The organism is Leifsonia sp. GW821-FHT13C09 (assembly GCF_058806435.1).
In genome coordinates this window covers 975,587-995,696 of sequence record NZ_JBXAPS010000001.1, presented here as the reverse complement: position 1 = coordinate 995,696, position 20,110 = coordinate 975,587, and the positions used below count along the sequence as shown (strand labels likewise).

Below are 20,110 nucleotides of genomic sequence, written 5' to 3'. Positions count from 1 at the left end.
GCGACGATTGCCACACCGCATACTCTCGCGATGCGATTCACGGACCCGTCGGATCTGTGATTCATCGGGTGGGCCTCAGGCCGCCGACGACGCCCTCGGACTGACCGATCGTCGTGTAACCGGTGTTTCGTAGGGCCTCCGTATCGTCGTCGAGGTATCCGAAGCCTTCGGGGGCGATCCCGTTGAGCAGGTTCCCGTCCGTGTGCGCACCCAGAGCGCTGTGGCCCTTGGTCTGTTTCAAGACCTCACCGTTCGGGAGGACTGCTCCCTCGGAGGAGAACGATTGAGCGTCGCCCATCGACTGCGGCACGTTCAACCCGATGAAGGGCGTCGCCCACCCCGTCCCCGGGGAGCGCAACGCTTCGGGGTTCGGCTCGGCCCGGCCCCCGAGAGCCGAGCCGAATGGTGCGAGGTGGTCCAGCTGGGCCGTCGTGGTGAAGATCGCCGGCTGGCCGCCCGCGTGCTTCACATGCAGACCCGTCAGCGACCCCACGACGTGGGTGTCGATCCCCGCCGACCCGAGCATGGTGAAGGAGTCCACCGCGTGCTTCACCCGAGTCAACGCATCGGCGGCCATCGTGGTCCCATACGAGTGCGCCACCACCGACACGTACGGGAACGGTACCGCCGGGTGCGCAGTCCGGGTGACGTGTGTTCCGTCCAGCTCGTTCGCGAACCGCCACGATCCGTCCTGCGCCAACGCCGGATTGTTCACACTCGCCAGGTCAGGAGTGTCATACCCCAGCCAGCCCACCACGGCATGTGTCCGACCTTCGTCGAGGTCGATCTGCTGGTCGTACAGTTTTTTCGCGGCGCGCGACCAGCTCTGGGTGGCCTCCGCCGCGTCGGAGTTCATCCCGGGTGCTGCCCAGGTCACCGTGTCCGCCGTGTCCAGATCGCCGTACCCGACCGCGACCATCGGCACCGGCGCCTCCAGGTTGAAAGACACCAACGACGCCAACGGGTCGGAAAGCACCGTTTCAAGGGCGGTCAGCACCTTCCGCTGCTCCGGGGTGAGGCTGGCCGTGCGCAGCTGCGCCGCTTCGTAGACGGCACGATTGCAGCGGTCGCGAACCCCGTACGGCAGCCCAGCCAGGTTCCCAAGGACACCGGGCGCCGCCGCCTGGAACGCCTCCCTCGCCTTGTCACCGAGCCCGCCCCACCACTTCGCCACCGAATCCGGCGACGGCGGATGCTTCCAGAACTCCTGCACGAGCCGCGGATTCTCCGCCGCGAGCACCGCCAGCTCCTCGGGCGTCAACCGCTTCAGCGTGTCCATCAGGGACGCGTTCACGCTCGCCGAGGCGGGGATGTGGGAGAGCTTTCCGACCACAGACGCGAAGGCTTTCAGCTCCGGCTTCGGGGCGGGCGGCAGCGCGCCGTGCAGGGCGTCGTCCAGCGTTCTGGCGAACGTCCTCTCGGCCGCGTCGTACTCCTGCTTCGCCCGTTCGGCCTTCCGTTTCGCGTCGTCCAGCCGCTCCTGCGCGTCGACGAACGTGCGGCGCGCTCTCGCCAGTTCGTCGCTCGCGTCCTGCTCCCGTCGGCGGGCGTTGGCCACGTCGAAGTGCGCCGGAGCGGAGGACCCCGGCGGCGGCTTCTCGGTGGAGCTGTACGCCTTCTCCAGGGCGCGCAACGCCGCCAGCAGCGCCGCTTGTTCGACGCCCAGGGCGGCCACCGACGCCTCCGCCGCCTCCAGGTCCGCCAGCGCCTCCTCGGCGTCCTGCAGCGCCTCGCCTGCTTCGCGCTGGGTGTACTCCAGCGCCAGCGACCACCTGGTCGCCGCCACCGCCCCCTCGTTGTGCTGTTCGGCCGCCTTCAGAGCCGCGGCGGTCAGCGCACGCAGCCGGTCCGAGAACACGTCGGCAGCCAGGCCCGACCACGATGCCGCCCCGAGGTTGGTCGTCAGCACCTGCCTGGCGACCACCGACTGCCGCTCCAGTCGGCCCGACCACTTCCGCAGGTGGGCGACCAGCGCCTCCACCAGCTCCGGATCGCCCGGCGTCGGGTCGGTGTCGAACCCGACCGGCGACCAGTCCGCCCACCGCGAACCCGCCCACCTAGAAGCCATAGAAACCACCCCGGTCGCCCGCGAACCGGTCGGCGTCCTCCGCATCCCGGCGCGGATAGGACTCGGCCGCCTGGGTGAGTGCGCCGGCCAGGCCGGCGACGAGGTCGTCGACGGCCGACTGGCCGCGGACCCAGTACGCCTCGTACCGGCTCACCGCTCCCCAGGCGACCGTCGAGCCGAAACGGCTGGACTCGTCCGCCGAAGGACGAGGGCCGGTGACGACCCCCTTCAGCGCTTTCGCGCCCGCCGACAACTGTTCGGGCTCGACGCCGACCGTCCTGCCCATCCCTGCTCCTGTTCCTGTCGATCCGTCTCGGGGCGCCGGCCTAGATGGAGGCGTAGCCGCCGTCGATCAGGATGTTCTCGCCGGTGACCAGGGCCGCCTCGTCGGAGGCCAGGTAGCCGATCAGCGCGGCGACCTCCTCGGGCCGGGCGAGCCGCCGGGCGGGGATGCGGGCGCGCGATTCGTCGCCCCTCGACCCCATCCAGGCCTCCCGGCCGAGCGGCGTCTTCGCCGGGAGCACGCCGACGCCGAGGATGCCCCAGTCGCGGGCGAGCCCGTGCTCGAGCAGCCGGTCGATCGCGAGCGCCTGGTGCGCCCGGTGGAAGCCGCCGACGCCGATGTGCGCGACGCCGCACGCGACGCCGGAGCGGTCGTAGCCGGTGGTGTGGATGCGCTGCACAGGTTCCTCTCGCTGACATTGTGCAGCGTAGAACAGATGAGAGGAGTGTGCAATATCGGATGCGGCACGCGCCCGGGCGCGTGCCGCATCCGCTCTACGCGGTGCCGCGCACGCGGGCGACCGAGTTCATCACGTGGTACACGACGATCGCCGCGATGGCGCCGAGCGCGATCCCGTTGAAGGTGAGCTGGCCGAAGTTCAGCGTGAAGTCGCCGATGCCGATGATGAGCGCGGTGGCAGCGGTGAACTGGTTGACCGGCTTGGAGAAGTCGACCTTGTTGTCGAGCCAGATCTTCACGCCGATCACGCCGATCAGGCCGTACAGCGCCGTCGTGACGCCGCCGAGCACTCCGGCGGGGATGGTGTTGATGACCGCGCCGACCTTGGGGGAGAGGCCGAGCAGCACGGCGACGATGCCGGCGACCCAGTACGCGGCGGTCGAGTAGACGCGGGTCGCGGCCATGACGCCGATGTTCTCGCCGTAGGTCGTCGTTCCAGACCCGCCGAAGAAGCCGGCGATGGTGGTCGCCAGGCCGTCCGCGAACAGCGCGCGGCCGGTGAGCTTGTTGACTGCGGGGTCGGTGAGCTGGGCTACGCCGCGGATGTGGCCGACGTTCTCCGCGATCAGCACCAGCACGACCGGGAGGAACGCGGGCAGGATGCCCCAGGTCGACGCAGCGTCCGCGAACGGGTTGGCCGGGAACGTGAACTGCGGAAGGCCGAGCCAGGCCGCCTTGTCGACCTTGCTGAAGTCGACCTGTCCCGAGAGCGCCGCGAAGACGTAGCCGACGACGACGCCGAGGAAGATCGAGAGCCGCCCCAGCATCCCCTTGAACAGCACGGTGCAGAGGATGACAGCCGCGAGCGTGACGAGCGCCGTGACCGGCGCCTGCATGAAGTTGTTTTTCGCGGCCGGGGCGAGGTTGAAGCCGATCAGCGCCACGATGGCGCCGGCGACGATCGGCGGCATCAGCCCGTCGATCCACTTCGTGCCCGTCGCGACCACGATCAAGCCGACGACGGCGAGCAGGAGGCCGGTGACGACGATGCCGAACAGCGCCGACGGCATCCCGTGCGCCTTGGTCGCCGCGACGATCGGGACGATGAAGGCGAACGAGGAACCGAGGTAGCTGGGCAGCTTGTTGCGCGTCACCAGCAGGAACAGCATGGTTCCGACGCCGGAGAACAGCAGCGTGGTGCTCGGCGGGAAGCCCGTGAGCAGCGGCACCAGGAACGTCGCGCCGAACATCGCGACGACGTGCTGGGCGCCGAGCCCGATCGTCCGCGGCCACGTCAGCCGCTCGCCGGGGAGCACGATCTCGCGCGCTCCGACCTTCTTACCGTCGCCGTGCAGCTTCCAGGGCAGAGCCATGCGTGTCCTTATCGTGTCGCGGAGGGAATTAGGCTGGTACAGCGCTGTGACGTACCTTCGAATGCGCCTCGAACCAAAACCCAACCGATACTACGGGAGACCACCATTTCCGCTTCGACTTCCACGCCCACGCCGACCCTCAGAGGGCGCCTGGACCGGTTCTTCGAGATCACGTCCCGCGGCACCACGTGGGCGACGGAGATCCGCGGCGGCCTGCTGACCTTCGTGACCATGGCGTACATCGTCATCCTCAACCCGATCATCCTGAGCTCCGCGCCCGACGTGACGGGCCACACGCTGGGCTTCGAGCAGGTCGGCGCCGTCACCGCGCTGAGCGCCGGCGTCATGACCGTGCTGTTCGGTCTGGTCGCCCGGCTGCCGTTCGCCTTCGCCGCGGGCCTCGGCATCAACTCGTTCCTCGCGGTGAACGTCGTCAAGGTGCTCACCTGGCAGGAGGCGATGGGACTCGTCGTCATCAACGGCCTGATCATCGTCCTGCTCGCCGCGACCGGGCTGCGCCGCCTCATCTTCAACGCCGTCCCGCCGCAGCTGAAGACGGCCATCACCGTCGGCATCGGCCTCTTCATCGCCTTCATCGGCTTCGTCGACAGCGGTTTCGTACGCAGCACCAAGACGGCGTCGCCGCCCGTGCAGCTCGGCGAGGCCGGGTCAATCGCGACGCTCCCCACCCTGGTGTTCCTGATCGCCCTGGTGATCATGGGCGTGCTCATGGCGCGCAAGGTGAAGGGCGCGCTCCTGATCGGCATCGTCGCGGCGACCGCTGTGGCCATCATCATCGAGGCGATCTTCCACCTCGGGTCCTCCGTGAAGAACCCGAACGGCTGGAACCTCTCGGTCCCCGCCCTGCCCACCTCGTTCGTCTCGGTGCCGAACCTCGGCCTCGTCGGGCAGTTCGACCTGTTCGGCTCGTTCGCGCGGATCGGCGGTCTCGCCGCGATCATGCTCGTCTTCACGCTGGTCTTCACGAACTTCTTCGACGCGATGGGGTCGATGACGGGTCTTGCCCGCAGCGCCGGCCTCGCGAACGAGGACGGGACGTTCCCGCGCCTGCAGTCCGCGCTCATCGTGGAGGGTGTCGGCGCGGTCGTCGGAGGTGGCACGTCGGCGTCGTCCAACACCGTGTTCGTCGAGTCGGCCTCAGGCATCGGGGAAGGCGCGAAGACGGGATTCGCGAGCGTCATCACGGGTGTGCTGTTCCTGCTGGCCATGTTCTTCACTCCGCTGACCAGCGTCGTCCCGAGCGAGGTGGCCGCCGCGGCGCTCGTCATCGTGGGTGCGCTCATGGTCGTGCAGATCCGCCACATCGACTTCCACGAGTTCTCCAGCACGCTGCCGGTGTTCCTGACGATCATCGTCATGCCGCTGACCTACTCGATCGCGAACGGCATCGGCGTCGGCTTCATCTCCTGGGTGCTCGTCCGGTCGCTCTCCGGCAAGGCGCGCGAGATCAGCCCGCTGCTCTGGATCGTCGCGGCCGGCTTCCTGGTGTACTTCGCGCGCGGCCCCATCGAGACGCTGCTGCCGCACTGATCGGCTGAGCCGCACATCCCGGGTAACCCCTGACCGCAACCGGGGGTTACCCGGATGTGCGCCGGCCGGGTGGATCACTTGACTGGATCCATGACATCCACCAGCACCTCACCGAACCCGGCGACCCCGTACCAGGCCGCTCCGGCCCGCACACTCAGCCTGACGAGCTTCGCGCTCGGCCTCGCGTCCATCGTCTTCAGCTGGACCTTCCTCGCCCCGATCGCCGGGCTCGTGCTCGGGGTCCTCGCGCTCAGCCGGGAGCCGGAGGGGCGCACCTTCGCGATCTGGGGGATCGTGCTCAACGCCGTCATGCTCGCGGGCATCCTCATCGGCCTCCTGGTCGCGGTGCTCGGCGTGGGCTTCGGGCTCGCTTTCCTGCCGTGGCACTACGTGGGGGCGCACCTCTGACGAGCGCCGCCCGCGCTGCCTGCGAGAATGGAGGGATGGAACCGTCCCCTCTCGTCACGCCACGCAGCGACAGGCCGCACAGCTTCGTCATCCGCGGCAGGAAGACCGAAGCCCAGCAGCGGGCCATCGACGAGTTCTGGCCGGTCTACGGCGTGGACTTCGACGGCTCGCCGCTCGACCTCGACGCGATCTTCGGGCGCAGCGCCCCGCGCGTGGTCGAGATCGGCTTCGGCAACGGCGAGAACCTGCTCGCCCTCGCCGGACGGCATCCCGAGAAGGACTTCCTCGGCGTGGAGGTGCACGGCGCCGGTGTCGGCCGGGTGCTCGCGGCCGCGAAGGAGCAGGGCCTCACCAACGTCCGGGTCGTCCGGCACGACGCGGTCGAGGTCTTCGAGCGGGGGCTCGGAGCCGACACCGTGGACGAGGTGCTCATCTTCTTCCCCGACCCGTGGCCGAAGGCGCGCCACCACCGTCGCCGGCTGGTGCAGCCCGATGTGGTCCGGCTGATCGTCGCCGCGCTGAAGCCGACGGGCGTGCTGCGGCTCGCGACGGACTGGGAGCCCTACGCGGAGCACATGATCGCGGTGCTCGACGACGAACCGGCGCTGACCAACGCCGCGGGGCCCGGTGGGTTCATCGCGCGCCCGGAGGACCGTTCGGTGACCAAGTTCGAGCGCCGCGGCGAGCGGCTCGGGCACGCGATCTTCGACCTGGAGTACCGGCCGCGCGTGTGAGGCCGCGCGTGTGATGATGGGCGCATGACCTCGGAGTCCACGCTCACGTCCGGCGCCGTTGCCGGCGACAGCATCCCGCACACCGTCGCGAGCCTGCGCGCCGTCTTCGACCGCGGGCGCACCAAGCCGCTCTCGTGGCGGCTCGCCCAGCTCGCCGCACTCCGCCGGATGCTCACCGAGCGCGCGGCCGAGTTCGAGGACGCCCTGCTGGAGGACCTCGCCAAGAACCCGACCGAGTCGCAGATCGCCGAGCTCGGTTTCGTCGTCGGCGAGATCGACCACATGCGCCGCAACCTCCGGCGCTGGCTGCGGCCCCGGCGGGTCGCCGTCCCTGGCGCCTTGATGCCCGCGCGGGCGCGGGTCGTGCTGGAGCCGGTCGGCGTCGTGCTCGTGATCGCCCCGTGGAACTACCCGGTGCAACTCCTGCTGGCGCCGCTCGTGGGCGCGCTGGCCGCGGGGAACGCCGTCGTGCTGAAGCCGAGCGAGCTCGCGCCCGCCACCTCGGCCGCGATGGCGCGGCTCGTCCCGCAGTACCTCGACCGGTCGGCCGTCGCGGTCGTGGAGGGCGGGATCGCCGAGACCACGGAGCTGCTCGCTCAGCGCTGGGACCACATCTTCTTCACCGGCAACGGCCGTGTCGGCCGGATCGTCGCGGCGGCGGCGGCCGAGCACCTGACGCCGGTGACCCTGGAGCTGGGCGGCAAGTCCCCGGTGTACGTGGACGACTCCGTCGACCTCGCCGCGGCCGCTCGCCGGATCGCCTGGGGCAAGTTCATGAACGCGGGACAGACCTGCGTTGCGCCCGACTACATCCTGGCCACGAAGCCGGTGTCCGAGCGGCTCGCCGCCGAGCTCGGGAAGGCCGTCCGAGCGCTCTACGGCGACGACCCGGCGGAAAGCCCCGACTACGGGCGGATCGTGAACGACCGGCAGTTCGAGCGGCTGACCGGGCTGCTCGGCTCGGGGACGACCGCGGTCGGCGGCCGGTCGGAGGCGGCTTCCCGCTATGTCGCCCCGACCGTGCTCGTGGACGTCCCGCGCGACTCGGCCGTCATGGGCGAGGAGGTCTTCGGCCCGGTGCTGCCGATCGTCGCCGTCGACGGGCTGGACGACGCGATCGCGTTCATCCGCTCCGGCGACAAGCCGCTGGCCCTCTACGTGTTCAGCGAGCGACGCGACGTGCGGCGGCGCATCCTCACCGAGACCAGCTCGGGGGCGGTCGGCTTCGGCGTCCCCGCGGCGCACCTCGCGGTCGGCGGCCTCCCGTTCGGCGGCGTGGGGGAGAGCGGGTCCGGCGCGTATCACGGCCGCCGGTCGCTGGAGACCTTCAGCCACGAGAAGGCCGTGCTGTCGAAGGCGCTCGCGCCCGACACGCTGCAGCTGATCTACCCGCCGTACACCGAGGCGAAGGACCGCTTCGCGCGCGGATTGCTGCGCAGACTCGGCTGAGCGCAGGCCGTCTCGACAGGCTGTCGAACGGCGTCCGGGATACCGGACGAAGTGTCCATCCAGCGTGCAGGCACCAGGGGTAGGCTCGGCACTGCCGGGCGCCACGAACGGCCGGTAGACCCCGATAACGCCAACGCACAACGAGAGGCAATGGAGCCAAGCGTGGATTCCACAGCAACGATGGACGAACCGAAGACGCACCCCATCCCGGTCATCGACCCGACCGCCGGCGGCACCGTCGTCGACGCGTCCGAGAACGTGTCCGACGTCCCGACCCCCAGCGCCGAGGGCCGGCCCACCCGCGTCGAGACGGACTCCCTGGGCAGCCGGGAGATCCCGGCCGACGCCTACTGGGGCGTCCACACCTCGCGCGCCCTCGAGAACTTCCCGATCGCCAAGCGGCCCATCTCCGTCTACCCGGACCTGATCGTCGCCCTCGCCGACGTCAAGCAGGCAGCGGCGCGGGCCAACCTGGAGATCGGCGTGCTGGACCAGCACAAGGCCGACCTCATCGACCGGGCCTGCCAGCTCATCATCGACGGCAAGTTCCACGACCAGTTCGTCGTCGGCGTCATGCAGGGCGGCGCCGGCACTTCCACGAACATGAACGCGAACGAGGTCATCGCGAACATCGCGCTCGAACTCGACGGCCACCCCAAGGGCGACTACGCGCACATTCACCCGATCGACGACGTGAACCGCAGCCAGAGCACCAACGACACGTACCCGACCGCGATCAAGATCGCGCTCACGTTCGCACTGGGCCACCTGCTCGACGAACTCGCTCTGCTGCGCGACTCCTTCGCCGCCAAGGGCCGCGAGTTCCGCCACATCCTCAAGGTCGGCCGCACCCAGCTCCAGGACGCCGTGCCGATGACGCTCGGCCAGGAGTTCCACGGCTTCGCCACCACCCTCACCGAGGACCACGCCCGGCTCACCGAGACCAAGTGGCTGCTCGCCGAGATCAACCTCGGCGCGACCGCGATCGGCACCGGCATCACCGCCGACCCCGGCTACGCGGCCGCGGCGGTCAAGCACCTCAACCTGATCACCGGCCTCAACCTGGAGACCGCGCCCGACCTGATCGAGTCGACGTCGGACGCCGGCGCCTTCATGTCGTTTTCCGGCTCGCTCAAGCGCAGCGCGATCAAGCTGTCCAAGATCTGCAACGACCTGCGCCTGCTGTCGTCCGGCCCCCAGGCCGGCCTCGGCGAGATCAACCTCCCGCCGCGCCAGGCCGGTTCGTCGATCATGCCCGGCAAGGTCAACCCGGTCATCCCGGAGGTCGTCAACCAGGTCGCGTTCTCCGTGGCCGGCGCCGACGTCACCGTCACCATGGCGGCGGAGGGCGGCCAGCTCCAGCTCAACGCGTTCGAGCCGGTGATCGCCCACTCGTTGCTGCAGTCCATCACCTGGATGGCGCAGGCCTTCCACACGCTGCGCGTCAACTGCGTCGACGGCATCACCGCCAACGAGGAGCGCCTCGGCGCGATGGTCGGCTCGTCGGTCGGCGTCATCACCGCCCTCACCCCGCACATCGGCTACGCCGCCGCGGCCGCGCTCGCCAAGTCGGCGCTGCTGACCGGCCACAACGTCGCCGACCTGGTGGTGGAGGCCAAGCTGATGAGCCGCGAGGAGGTCACCCGGCTGCTGTCCCCGGCGCGACTGAGCGGCCTCGAGGCGATCACCACCTCCATCCCGGTCGTCGAGGCCGAGGCCATCGAGAAGGCCGAGAAGGCGCGCGAGTAACCGCACGGGCCATCGACTTGGCAGGACACGCCGCGTGTGCGGTCGCTGACGCGGCGTGTCCTGCCAGGTCGTTGCTGGGTCAGTGCTCGGCGGAGCGGAAGAGGGCGATCATGTCGCGCGCGAGCTGGTTCGGGGCGGTCTCGCATGGGCTGTGGCCGGTGCGGTAGACGGCCAGTCGCGCGCCGAGCGCCTTCGCGTTCGCGGCGTGCAGGTGCGTCGGCCACAGGTCGTGGTCGCCCGTCGCCACCAGCACAGGGAGGCCGATCGCGGCGATGCGCTCGCGCACGTCCGGTACACGCTTCATCAGCCCGACCATGTCGTCCACGCTCGACCGCCGGGTGAGCGCGAACCGGGAGCGGACGAATGCCAGGCGCGTCGGTCCGACCTTGTTCTTGTTGGTGACGATGCCCCAGATCATCAGCCCGGCGCCCTGGCGGCCGTTCAGGAACCAGCTCAGCCAGCCGATGACCCGCACGCCGCGGAACGCCTGGCCGGGCTCCGGCGGCGAGGTCAGCAGCGTCAGCGTGCGGAACAGCTCCGGATGCTGGACGAGCGCGAGCTCCGCGAGGATGCCGGCGAAGGAGTAGCCGAGGACGTGCGCCGGGCCGCCGTCCTGCAGGAACGCCACGAAGTCCGCCACCAGGAGGTCGTAGGTGTAATGCTGTCCCTCCGCCGGTCCGGCCGTGGCCGACTCGTACTGGCCGGCGAGGTCGTAGCTCTGCACGTAGTACCCGGCCGCCACCAGGATCGGCGCCAGGAGGTAGAAGTCCTCCTTCGAGCCGGTGGCACCCGGGACCAGCACGACGCGCGGGTCGGCGGGGTCGCCGAGCGCGACCACGGCGAGCTCGCCGCTGGGTGCGCGGAAGGTCGAGAACGTCGCGCCGACGGGAGCCACCGACCAGTCGATGTCCGGCAGGACGGCGTCGAGGCGGGCCGCCTCGTCGTCTCCGCCCGAGAGCCCGGGCCGCCGCTCGCCGATCGACATGCACTCACGCTAGCCGACAGCGGACGAATGCGTGCAATACAGGTAATAGCTGAGGGCTGCCTCAGGTGACGCGGCAGTACGTCGTCAGATAGCCGATCCCGCCGATGGAGACCGTGACCGTCGAGCGGTCGCGCAGGAACACCGGGGGAGTGCGCGAGTAGCCGGCGCCGCCCGGGCTTCCGGTGGAGATCAGCGTGCCGGGCAGGATCGTGGCCGAGCGCGACAGGAACTCGATGATCTCGGCGACCGAGCGGACCATGTCGGCCGTGGACGCGTCCTGCAGGATCGCACCGTCCACGTTCGTGGTGAGCCAGAGGTCCTGCGGGTCGGCGATCTCGTCGGCCGTGACGACCACCGGTCCGTTCGGGGTGAAGCCGTCGAACGACTTGCAGCGCGACCACTGCGCCTCGGAGAACTGGAGGTCGCGCGCGGTGATGTCGTTGACCACCGTGTAGCCCCACACGTAGTCGAGGGCGTCGAGCACGGAGACGTTGCGTGCGGGCTTGCCGATGATGACGCCGAGCTCGGCCTCGTAGTCGACCTGCGAGGTGAGGTCTTCGGGCCAGCTCGTGGTGCCGCCGTGGCCGGCGAGCGAGTTGGGCCAGAGCGAGAAGACGGTCGCCGCCTTCTCGCTGCGCAGCTTCAGCTCGGAGGCGTGCGCGGCGTAGTTGGCGCCGATCGCGATCACCTGCGGCGGACGCAGCACGGCGGACGCGTGCCGGAGTTCGTGCACCGGGACGAGCGGCGCGCCGGCGGCGACGGCCTCGTCGACCAGGGTGCGCACCTCCGCCAGGCTCGCGTCGCCGCGTTCGATGAGGTCTTGGAGGTCGCGCGGCGCCTCTGTCATGAGCTCGTCGAGGAAGAGAGCTCCGTCTCCGATGACGGCCGCGAGGCGCGGGTGCGAGTCCGGGGTGGTACTGAGGTGCGAGAATCTCACACTGTCCAACCTATCGGTCGGACGCCCGTCGGCACGAACCGGGACGGCCCGGGAGAACGCCCAGAACGCGCAGAACCGGGGAGCGACCTCCAGCGGTCAGAGCACGGCGGCTCACGCCATCGCTCCCGGCGCCTCCTCGGTGTGCTCTGCCTCCCACCGCCGCCGCGCCGCGCGCCGGCGCCACGGGGTCTCCTCCGGCAGGTGCATGCGCAGCGTGCCGAACGCCCAGCGGATGCGCCGGCCGAAGCCGTGCCAGGTCGAGAACGGCCGCGACGAGATTCCGACGAGCAGGCGATCGTCGTACCGCACCACCACTCCGGGGTCGAGGTGGATCGCGAGGTCGAGGTCGTCGTGCACCTCGCGCAGGTCGCGGTGCACGCGCCCGCGGACCTGGTGCCAGACCTCGCGCCGCATCGCGAAGTTGGAGCCGAAGATCGGCGGGTGGCCGAGCCAGATCTCCATCGACCAGAAGTAGCCGCCGATGTAGACGAGCTGGCCGAGCCCTGCGACGAACGTGTTCCCGTCGTAGAAGACGCCGGGGCCGGTCAGCACGCCGATCGCCGGATCGTCGACGAACTCCGCCTCGATGTGCAGGAGCCAGTCGACGGGAGGCCGCGAGTCGGCGTCCAGGCGCGCGACGATGTCGGCGGTCACCGCGTCGTAGCCGGTCGCGGCGGCGGGGAAGATGCCGCGGGCCGGCTGCTCCAGGACGCGGGCGCCGCCGGCGCGAGCGACCGCGGCGGTGTCGTCGGAGCTGCCGTTGTCCACGACGATGATCTCGTCCGCGGGCCGCAGCTGCGCCGCCAGGTCGGCCAGGCAGCGGGCGAGCATCGCGGCGTCATCGAGCGCGGGGATCACGACGGCGATCGAGGGCACGACAGCGCTCCCTCCTCGACCGAAATGCACGTATTTGTGGCCGGGCCGTCACGGTGGCCCGCGTGAGTGCGATCCTACGCTTCGCGGGTGCCGGCGGGGCCACGCCGAGCCGGGCGCGCTGCGCGCTGCTCGCGCGCCTCCCGCTGCGCCAGGTGCGCGCTCCCCCAGAGGTGCATTCCGGCGTAGCTGCGCCACGGCGACCAGAGCGCCCCGCGGGCGGCGAGCTCGCGCGGCTCCGCCGGGAGGCCGAGCCGTGCTGCGCCTTGCCGCAGCGCCAGGTCGCCGGTGAGCAGCACGTCCGGGCTGCCGAGAACGCGGAGGGCGACATAGCCGGCGGTCCACGGGCCGATGCCCGGGAGCGCGACCAGCCGGGCCTCCAGCTCGGCGCGGGATTCGCCGACGTCGATCGCGAGAGAGCCGTCCGCGAGCGCCGCGGCGGCGCCCACGATCGCGTCGATGCGCTTGCCTGGACCGCGCAGCACGTCCCTGCCGTGCTCGGCGATCGCCGCCGCGGTCGGGAACAGCCGCGTGAAGCCGCCGATCGTCACCGGCTCGCCGAGTGCGGCGGTGAGCCGGGCGAGCGCGGTGCGCGCGGCCGGCACCGACACCTGCTGCCCGATCAGCGCGCGGAACAGGATCTCCTCCGGGTCCACGGCGCCGGGGACCCGCATTCCGGGTGCGGCCGCGACGGACGGAGCGAGCGCCGGATCGGCCGCGAGCGCCGTGTCGATGGCCTCGGCGTCGGCGTCCAGGTCGAGGAGGCGGCGAACGCGCGCGACCAGCGGGGCGAGGTCGGCCATGTCGGCGAGGCTCGCCGCGCACTCGATCGCGGGGGCGTCGGCGTCACCGGCGAGGGTGAGCCGGATGGCGGCGGGGCCGTGCGGGAGGCGGAGGGCCCGGCTGTACGACGGAGCGATACCGGACCCGTCCGCGCCCGTCACCGCGGCCTCCATCCCCTCGATCGCGCGCGCGCCCAGGAACGCCAGCAGCCGCGCGCCGTCGAACGGCGCCCGTGCCGGCAGCCGCAGCGTCAGCGACGCGCCCGCCGGCGCCCCCGCCACCATCGGCGCATGAGCGATCCCCGGCCGGCGCCGCGCGGACGCCCGGATCGCGCCGGGCGTAACGTGATAGATCTCCGCCATCGTCTCGTTGAACTGGCGCACGCTGGAGAAGCCGGCGGCGAAGGCCACGTCGGTGACCGGCATGTCCGTTCCCGCCAGGAGGAGGCGGGCGGTCTGCGCCCGGTGGGCGCGGGCGAGCGCGAGCGGACCGGCGCCCAGCTCGGCGGTGAGCACGCGGCCGAGGTGCCGCGGCGTGTAGCCGAGGCGGTGCGCGAGCCCGGGCACGCCCTCCCGCTCGACCGTGCCGTCGGCGATCAGGCGCATGGCGCGCGCGGCGAGGTCGTCGCGCACGTTCCACTCCGGCGAGCCGGGCACGGCGTCGGGGAGGCAGCGCTTGCACGCCCGGAGGCCGGCCTCGTGCGCGGCGGCGGCGGTCAGGTAGAAGGTGACGTTGTCGGCCCTCGGCGTCACCGCGGGGCAGCTGGGCCGGCAGTAGATGCCGGTGGAGTGGACGCCGGTGATGAACTGGCCGTCGAAGCGGGCGTCCCTGGCGCTCATGGCCCGGTAGCGCTGGGCGAAGACCGGGTCGGCGAGCCGGTCTTCGGCCGTGTCCGGGACGCGGGGCTTCGACGCGGTGCTGCTCATGCCTCCCAGCGTGACACGGGCCACCGACATCCGATAGCGGAAATCGGACATGAGCGCACCCTCGCTAGCATGACGGTCATGGATGTCATCGACTGGCTCAGGGCGGCTCTCGGCGAGGACGCGGAGGACGTGCTGTCGGTCGACCCCGAGCACCTGAACGCCGCCCGCGGCGACCACTCCGGCTGGGTCGCGGACGGCCTCCCGCTCGCCATCGTCAACGCCCGCACGGTCGACCACGTCCAGGCGGCGATGCGTGCGGCCGCGGAGTTCCGGGTGCCGGTCGTGCCCCGCGGCGCCGGCACCGGCCTGGCCGGGGGCGCGAACGCGACCGCCGGCTCGTTGGTCCTGAGCGTGGCGCGCATGGACCGCATCCTCGAGATCTCGACGGAGGACCAGCTCGCGGTCGTCGAGCCGGGCGTCGTCAACGCCGACCTCAACGCCGCACTCGAGCCGTTCGGGCTGTTCTTCGCGCCCGACCCGGCGAGCAAGGCGATCTCCACGGTCGGCGGAAACATCGCGACCAACGCCGGCGGGCTGCTGTGCGCGAAGTACGGTGTGACCCGGGAGGCCGTGCTGGGCCTGGACGTCGTGCTCGCCGACGGGCGGTTCCTCCGCACCGGGCACCGCACGGTCAAGGGCGTCACCGGCTACGACCTCACCTCGCTGCTGGTCGGCTCGGAGGGCACGCTCGGCGTGATCGTCGGCGCGACGGTCCGCGTCCTCCCGTTGCCGCAGGGCGAGCCGACCACCCTCGGCGCGCTGTTCGCGGATGTGCGCGCGGCCTCCGACGCCGCGGCGCGCGTGACCGCCGCGCACCTGCGCCCGGCGATCATGGAGCTGCTCGACGGGCCGGCGCTGGAGCGCATCTCGGCCCACCTGGGCGAGGAGACCATCCGGGAGGCGCTGGGCGCGAGCGGGGGAGCGGCGTACCTCCTCGTCCAGTTCGACGGGCCGGCCGCCGCGGTGGACGCCGCGCGGGCGAGCACCCTGATCGCGGAGACCGGCGGCACGGTGCGCGTCGCCGCCGACGCCGAGGAGGGCGAGCGGCTGCTCGCGATCCGGCGGGCGTTCCATCCGGCGCTCGCGGCGAGCGGGACGGTGCTCATCGAGGACGTCGCGGTGCCGCGTTCGCGGATGCCCGAGATGTTCGCGGCGATCGAGCGGATCGGCGAGCGCTACGGCATCGCCATCCCGACGGTCGCGCACGCGGGCGACGGCAACCTGCACCCGAACTTCATCACGGCGGGCGAGGAGGTCGGCCAGGAGGTCTGGGACGCCGCGGGCGACCTGTTCCGAACCGCGGTCGCACTCGGCGGCACGCTCACCGGCGAGCACGGCGTCGGCGTGCTGAAGCGACGGTGGCTGGCGGAGGAGCTCGGACCGGACTCCTACGAGCTGCAGGTGAAGCTCAAGTCGGTCTTCGACCCCCTGGGGATTTTGAACCCGGGGAAAGTCTTCGGCTGAAAAGGTCCCTTAAAAGACTCGACGCCCGGTGGTGCGGCGATGCCTGCAACGCTCCCGGGTCGTCGAGTTATGCGTCTAGCCTGCCCCAGGCTCGCCCGGATTGCAAGACTTTTGACGTGGAGGGCGTGCACCGGTTGGATGGGTGCATGGCAGAGAACACCAATGAGAAGCCCGAGGTCGACGCCCCCGAGGGCCCGGCCCCCACGACCCTCGAGATCGTGGACATCGTCGAGGGCTCCGGCCCTGAGGCGACCACCGGCTCCAAGGTCGACGTCCATTACCTGGGCGTCGAGTACGAGTCGGGCGAGGAGTTCGACTCCTCGTGGAGCCGCGGGCAGTCCATCAACTTCCCGCTGAACAACCTGATCAAGGGCTGGCAGGACGGCATCCCCGGCATGAAGGTCGGCGGCCGTCGCAAGCTCACCGTCCCGCCGGCGCTCGCCTACGGCCCGGCCGGCGGCGGTCACCCGCTCTCGGGCAAGACGCTGATCTTCGTGATCGACCTGCTCGGCGTGAGCTGACCTCCGCTCGTCGTGTCGAAGGGCACGTGGCACACCTCGGTGGCCACGTGCCCTTCGTGCGTCCGCCGGGTGTTCAGAGCGCCGGCGGTTGCAGGTGGGTGGGGATGGCGATCCGGTTCCAGATGTTGATCGTGCCGATCGCGAGGATCAGGTTCGCGAAGTCGACTTCGCCGAACTCGGCGATCGCGCGCGCGTAGAGCTCCTCGCTCACCCCGCCCTGGTGGATCATGGTGACCGCTTCGGTCAGCTCCAGCGCGGTGCGCTCGCGCTCGGTGAACCAGGGGGATTCCCGCCAGGCGGACACAGCGAACACCTTGCGGAGCGGGTAGCCGCCCTCCTGGAGGTCCACGGAGTGCATGTCCACGCAGTAGCTGCAGCCGTTGATCTGGGAGGCGCGGAGCTTGATCAGGTCGCCGAGCGGCGCCTCCACGGTCTGGCCGACGTAGCCGTCGAGGCTGATCACCTTGCGGTAGCCGTCGGGGACGACGGCGGAGAGCTGCACCCGTTCGATGGGGGCGGGGTGGTCGGCGGCGGCGACGGTTTCGATGATCGAGGTGTCTGTCATGGCTCCAACGTAGGGTGCTTAATGGCTCGGTGTAAGATCCAATTCCGTCGAATTCTTATAGGCCAATCGGGAGGCCGTCACGGACATCCACGTGTCGTTCGAGGGCCGCGGCGACCGCACCGAGCGGGTCTACCGCGCGCTGCGGGACGCGGTCCTGGACGGCCGGCTGCGCCGCGGCGAGCGGCTGCCCGCCACGCGCGAGCTCGCCGCGAGCCTGGGCGTCTCGCGCAGCACCGTCTCGACCGCGTACGAGCGGCTGACGGCGGAGGGCTACCTCGTCGCGCGGGTCGGCTCCGGCACCTTCGTGGCGCTGCCCGCGGCGGCGGGCGAGGGACCGGCGCGCCGCCCGGCCGCCGCGCAGCCGGCGCCGGCGTGGCGCGACCTCGCCGATCCGCTCTGGTCCGAGCCGCACCCGATCGCGTACGACTTCAGCGTGGGGTCGCCCGACCCTGCGCTGTTCCCGGCCGACGCGTGGCGGCGGGCCGTGGCGGCCGCGCTCCGCGGTCCGGCGCTGCGGACGGCGCACTACGCCGACCCGGCGGGCCCGGTGCGGCTGCGTGCGGGGATCGCCCGGCACCTCGGCCTCGCGCGCTCGGTCATCGCCGCCGCCGACGACGTCGTGGTCACCAGCGGCGCGCAGCAGGCCTTCGACCTGCTGGGCCGCACCCTGCTGAGCCCCGGGGACACGGTCGCCGTGGAGGACCCGGGCTACCCTCCGGTCCGTCAGCTCTTCGAGCAGCTCGGCGCGCGGGTCGTGCCGGTTCCGGTGGACGACCAGGGCCTCCGCGTCGACCTGCTGCCGCCCGCGCGGCTGGTCTACGTCACGCCATCCCACCAGTTCCCGCTCGGCGGGGTGCTCCCGCTCGAGCGGCGCACCGCACTGCTGGAGTGGGCCGCACGTCACGACGCCGTGGTGGTGGAGGACGACTACGACAGCGAGTACCGCTTCGGCGCGCGGGCGCTCGACCCGCTACAGCGCCTGGACGCCGACGGCCGCGTGGTCTACGTCGGCACGTTCTCCAAGACGATGCTCCCCGGCCTCCGGCTCGGCTTCGTCGTCGCGCCGCCCTCTCTCGTGCCGGCGCTCCGCAGCGCCAAGCGGCTGACCGACTGGCACAACGACGTCGTCACGCAGTCGGCGATGGCGAGCCTGCTGGACTCCGGGGCGTTCGCGTTGCATGTGCGGAAGGCACGTCGCGTCTACGAGGAGCGCCACGCGCTCCTCGGGCGGGAGTCCGGCCGCCTGCTGGCGGGGCGCCTCGCGGTCGTGCCGTCGGCCGCCGGACTGCACCTCGCGCTCCGCCCGGAGGAAGGGGTGCCGTTCGACTCGGCGCGGGTGGCTGCTGCCGCCGCCGTCGCGGGGGTCGCGGTGCAGGCGCTCCCGCGCTTCGCGCTGCTGACCGCCGGGTGGGAGGGCCTCCTGCTCGGTTTCGGCTCGATCGCGGCGGAGGACATCCCGGACGGCCTCCGGCTGCTCGCCGAGGTCGTCGGGCGCGTGCACGCGGGATAGCGGACAACGGTTCCGCCGAGGCGGCCGGCTGAGCCCGTCCGGGCTGTCCGACCGCTTCGACGTGCCACGCGCCGCGGGTCAGATCGCCGACCAGCCGCCGTCGGAGGCGAGCACGACACCGGAGATGTTGGCCGAGTCGTCGCTCAGCAGCCAGGTGATCGCCGCCGCGAGCTGCTCGGGGTGGGCCACCGGCGGGACGTTGGTCTGCATGATCGGGCCGAGGCGCTCGCCGGCGAGCTGCGACTTGAAGGTGCCGTCGACGTTCGTGATGACCCCGCCCGGCGCGACCGCGTTGGTGCGGACGCCGTTCGGCGCGTAGAAGACGCTCGTGCTCTTGGTGAGGCCGATGACGGCGTGCTTCGACGCGGTGTAGGCCGCGCCGGCCGCGGAGCCCCGCAGCCCCGCCTCGGAGGAGACGTTCACGATCGACCCGCCGCCGGCCGCCACCATCAGGGGGAGGACCGCGCGGGTGAGACGCATGATCGCCGTGACGTTGACGAGGAACACGCGGTCCCAGGTCGCGTCGTCCACCTCGGCGGCAGGCAGGAAGCCGTCCATGATGCCCGCGACGTTGGCGAGCGCGTCGACCCGGCCGTCAGCGGCCTCCAGCAGTGCGGCGATGGTCTCCGCGCTGGAGACGTCGCCCGCGACGGTGACGATGTCCAGCTCGGGGTTCTCCTCCACCAGGGCCGCGAGCCGGTCTGCGGAGATGTCGCTGCCGACCACGCGCGCGCCCTCGGACGCGAGGCGGAGGGCGGTCGCCTTGCCGATGCCGGAGCCGGCCCCGGTCACGATGGCGGTCTTGCCGGCGAAGCGGCTGGTTCCGTTGCTGCTCATACTGCTGTACTCCTTGAGTCGATGACATCGTCGGCGCTCGGACGGGCGTCGATCTCTTTATAACACTGAGTGCCATAATGGAGACCATGAATTCGCCCGACACCGGATCCGGCCCGCGCCGACGCGGCCGGCCCGTGGACGTCGACCCCGACCGCGTCGCGCTGCTGGCCCTCCGGCACTTCGCGGAACACGGCTACGAGACGACGACGATGGACGAGATCGCCGCGCTCGCCGGGATCGCGCGACGGACGCTGTTCCGCTACTTCCCGTCCAAGCCCGACCTGGTCTGGGGAGGCCTGGAGCCGGTGGTCGCGCGGATGCACGAGGTGCTGGACACGGCTCCGGCGGACGAGCGCCCGCGGGACGTGATCGCCCGCGCCATCACAGAATCCCTCGACCTCGGCCCCGAGGGCGTCGAGGCGACCCGGTTCCGGCTGCGCCTGATGGCCTCCGACCCGGCGCTGATCGGGTTCGGTCTGACGCGGCTGGCCGCCAACCGCGACCTGCTCGCGGAATTCATCGCGCGCCGGCTGGGGGTTCCGCCGGAGGCGCTGCGGGCGCAGGTGCTCGCCGACGCGATCAGCTCGGCGAACTTCTCGGCGCTGCTCTGGTGGGCGTCGCGCGACGAGGGCGACGACCCGGCGGCGGTCGCGGTGGAGGCGCTGGACGAGGTGCTGCGGGGGCTGCCCGGCTGA

At 71.4% G+C, this 20,110-nt stretch carries 19 protein-coding genes; 9 read left to right on the top strand and 10 right to left on the bottom strand.

Features of this window, described 5'->3' with window-relative positions; all coding sequences use genetic code 11:
- Nucleotides 1-61: 61 nt before the first annotated feature.
- The 4 genes from AC1ROW_RS04790 to AC1ROW_RS04775 form a co-directional block, all read right to left on the bottom strand.
- Complete coding sequence (locus tag AC1ROW_RS04790) at nucleotides 62-2,068, bottom strand: alpha/beta hydrolase (RefSeq protein ID WP_493017695.1); 2,007 nt, start codon at nucleotides 2,066-2,068, stop codon at nucleotides 62-64.
- Nucleotides 2,058-2,354, bottom strand: a complete 297-nt coding sequence (locus tag AC1ROW_RS04785; RefSeq protein WP_493017694.1) for a hypothetical protein — start codon at nucleotides 2,352-2,354, stop codon at nucleotides 2,058-2,060. Before AC1ROW_RS04785 ends, AC1ROW_RS04790 begins: the two co-directional genes overlap by 11 nt.
- A 40-nt stretch (nucleotides 2,355-2,394) precedes the next feature.
- Nucleotides 2,395-2,751 (bottom strand): SDR family oxidoreductase, encoded by a 357-nt coding sequence (locus tag AC1ROW_RS04780; RefSeq protein WP_493017693.1) that lies wholly within the window; start codon nucleotides 2,749-2,751, stop codon nucleotides 2,395-2,397.
- Between the two features lie 94 nt (nucleotides 2,752-2,845).
- Nucleotides 2,846-4,123, bottom strand: a complete 1,278-nt coding sequence (locus tag AC1ROW_RS04775) for a uracil-xanthine permease family protein (protein WP_493017692.1) — start codon at nucleotides 4,121-4,123, stop codon at nucleotides 2,846-2,848.
- A gap of 87 nt (nucleotides 4,124-4,210) precedes the next feature.
- Here AC1ROW_RS04775 and AC1ROW_RS04770 point away from each other — a divergent pair, with 87 nt between their 5' ends.
- The 5 genes from AC1ROW_RS04770 (at nucleotide 4,211) to AC1ROW_RS04750 (ending at nucleotide 10,014) form a co-directional block, all read left to right on the top strand.
- A complete protein-coding gene (locus AC1ROW_RS04770; protein ID WP_493018362.1) occupies nucleotides 4,211-5,674 on the top strand; it encodes an NCS2 family permease in 1,464 nt (487 codons plus the stop codon).
- A gap of 90 nt (nucleotides 5,675-5,764) precedes the next feature.
- Complete coding sequence (locus AC1ROW_RS04765; protein ID WP_493017691.1) at nucleotides 5,765-6,082, top strand: hypothetical protein; 318 nt, start codon at nucleotides 5,765-5,767, stop codon at nucleotides 6,080-6,082.
- 35 nt (nucleotides 6,083-6,117) lie between these two features.
- Nucleotides 6,118-6,816 carry a tRNA (guanosine(46)-N7)-methyltransferase TrmB gene (gene trmB, locus AC1ROW_RS04760; protein WP_493017690.1) on the top strand — a complete coding sequence of 233 codons (699 nt, stop codon included), beginning with the start codon at nucleotides 6,118-6,120 and terminating at the stop codon, nucleotides 6,814-6,816.
- Nucleotides 6,817-6,840: 24 nt separating this feature from the next.
- Entirely contained in the window at nucleotides 6,841-8,265 is a 1,425-nt protein-coding gene (locus AC1ROW_RS04755) for an aldehyde dehydrogenase family protein (RefSeq protein WP_493017689.1), read from the top strand.
- A 180-nt stretch (nucleotides 8,266-8,445) separates the two neighbouring features.
- On the top strand, nucleotides 8,446-10,014 hold the full coding sequence (locus tag AC1ROW_RS04750; RefSeq protein ID WP_493018361.1) for an aspartate ammonia-lyase: 1,569 nt from the start codon (nucleotides 8,446-8,448) through the stop codon (nucleotides 10,012-10,014).
- Between the two features lie 79 nt (nucleotides 10,015-10,093).
- On the opposite strand, the gene AC1ROW_RS04745 is transcribed toward AC1ROW_RS04750, so the two are convergent.
- From AC1ROW_RS04745 to AC1ROW_RS04730, 4 genes are all read right to left on the bottom strand, one after another.
- Entirely contained in the window at nucleotides 10,094-10,999 is a 906-nt protein-coding gene (locus AC1ROW_RS04745) for an alpha/beta fold hydrolase (RefSeq protein WP_493017688.1), read from the bottom strand.
- Nucleotides 11,000-11,060: 61 nt separating this feature from the next.
- Nucleotides 11,061-11,936, bottom strand: coding sequence for a fumarylacetoacetate hydrolase family protein (locus AC1ROW_RS04740; RefSeq protein WP_493017687.1), 876 nt, complete (start codon nucleotides 11,934-11,936; stop codon nucleotides 11,061-11,063).
- Nucleotides 11,937-12,047: 111 nt separating this feature from the next.
- A complete protein-coding gene (locus AC1ROW_RS04735) occupies nucleotides 12,048-12,812 on the bottom strand; it encodes a glycosyltransferase family 2 protein (protein ID WP_493017686.1) in 765 nt (254 codons plus the stop codon).
- A gap of 74 nt (nucleotides 12,813-12,886) precedes the next feature.
- Complete coding sequence (locus tag AC1ROW_RS04730) at nucleotides 12,887-14,518, bottom strand: AlkA N-terminal domain-containing protein (RefSeq protein WP_493017685.1); 1,632 nt, start codon at nucleotides 14,516-14,518, stop codon at nucleotides 12,887-12,889.
- Between the two features lie 78 nt (nucleotides 14,519-14,596).
- Here AC1ROW_RS04730 and AC1ROW_RS04725 point away from each other — a divergent pair, with 78 nt between their 5' ends.
- Nucleotides 14,597-15,982, top strand: coding sequence for an FAD-binding oxidoreductase (locus tag AC1ROW_RS04725; RefSeq protein ID WP_493018360.1), 1,386 nt, complete (start codon nucleotides 14,597-14,599; stop codon nucleotides 15,980-15,982).
- A 146-nt stretch (nucleotides 15,983-16,128) separates the two neighbouring features.
- Nucleotides 16,129-16,503: an FKBP-type peptidyl-prolyl cis-trans isomerase gene (locus AC1ROW_RS04720; RefSeq protein ID WP_493017684.1), complete on the top strand. Its 375-nt coding sequence runs from the start codon at nucleotides 16,129-16,131 to the stop codon at nucleotides 16,501-16,503.
- Nucleotides 16,504-16,576: 73 nt separating this feature from the next.
- Here the strand turns inward: AC1ROW_RS04720 and AC1ROW_RS04715 are convergent, their stop codons facing one another.
- Complete coding sequence (locus tag AC1ROW_RS04715; protein WP_493017683.1) at nucleotides 16,577-17,068, bottom strand: carboxymuconolactone decarboxylase family protein; 492 nt, start codon at nucleotides 17,066-17,068, stop codon at nucleotides 16,577-16,579.
- Nucleotides 17,069-17,159: 91 nt separating this feature from the next.
- On the opposite strand from AC1ROW_RS04715, the gene pdxR reads away from it, so the two are divergent.
- The gene (pdxR, locus tag AC1ROW_RS04710) at nucleotides 17,160-18,578 is read left to right on the top strand and encodes a MocR-like pyridoxine biosynthesis transcription factor PdxR (protein ID WP_493017682.1); all 1,419 of its coding nucleotides are present in this window, start codon (nucleotides 17,160-17,162) and stop codon (nucleotides 18,576-18,578) included.
- 78 nt (nucleotides 18,579-18,656) lie between these two features.
- Here the strand turns inward: pdxR and AC1ROW_RS04705 are convergent, their stop codons facing one another.
- Nucleotides 18,657-19,415: an SDR family NAD(P)-dependent oxidoreductase gene (locus AC1ROW_RS04705; RefSeq protein ID WP_493017681.1), complete on the bottom strand. Its 759-nt coding sequence runs from the start codon at nucleotides 19,413-19,415 to the stop codon at nucleotides 18,657-18,659.
- Between the two features lie 86 nt (nucleotides 19,416-19,501).
- Between AC1ROW_RS04705 and AC1ROW_RS04700 the strand changes: the two genes are divergently transcribed.
- Nucleotides 19,502-20,110, top strand: a complete 609-nt coding sequence (locus AC1ROW_RS04700) for an acyl-CoA-like ligand-binding transcription factor (protein WP_493017680.1) — start codon at nucleotides 19,502-19,504, stop codon at nucleotides 20,108-20,110.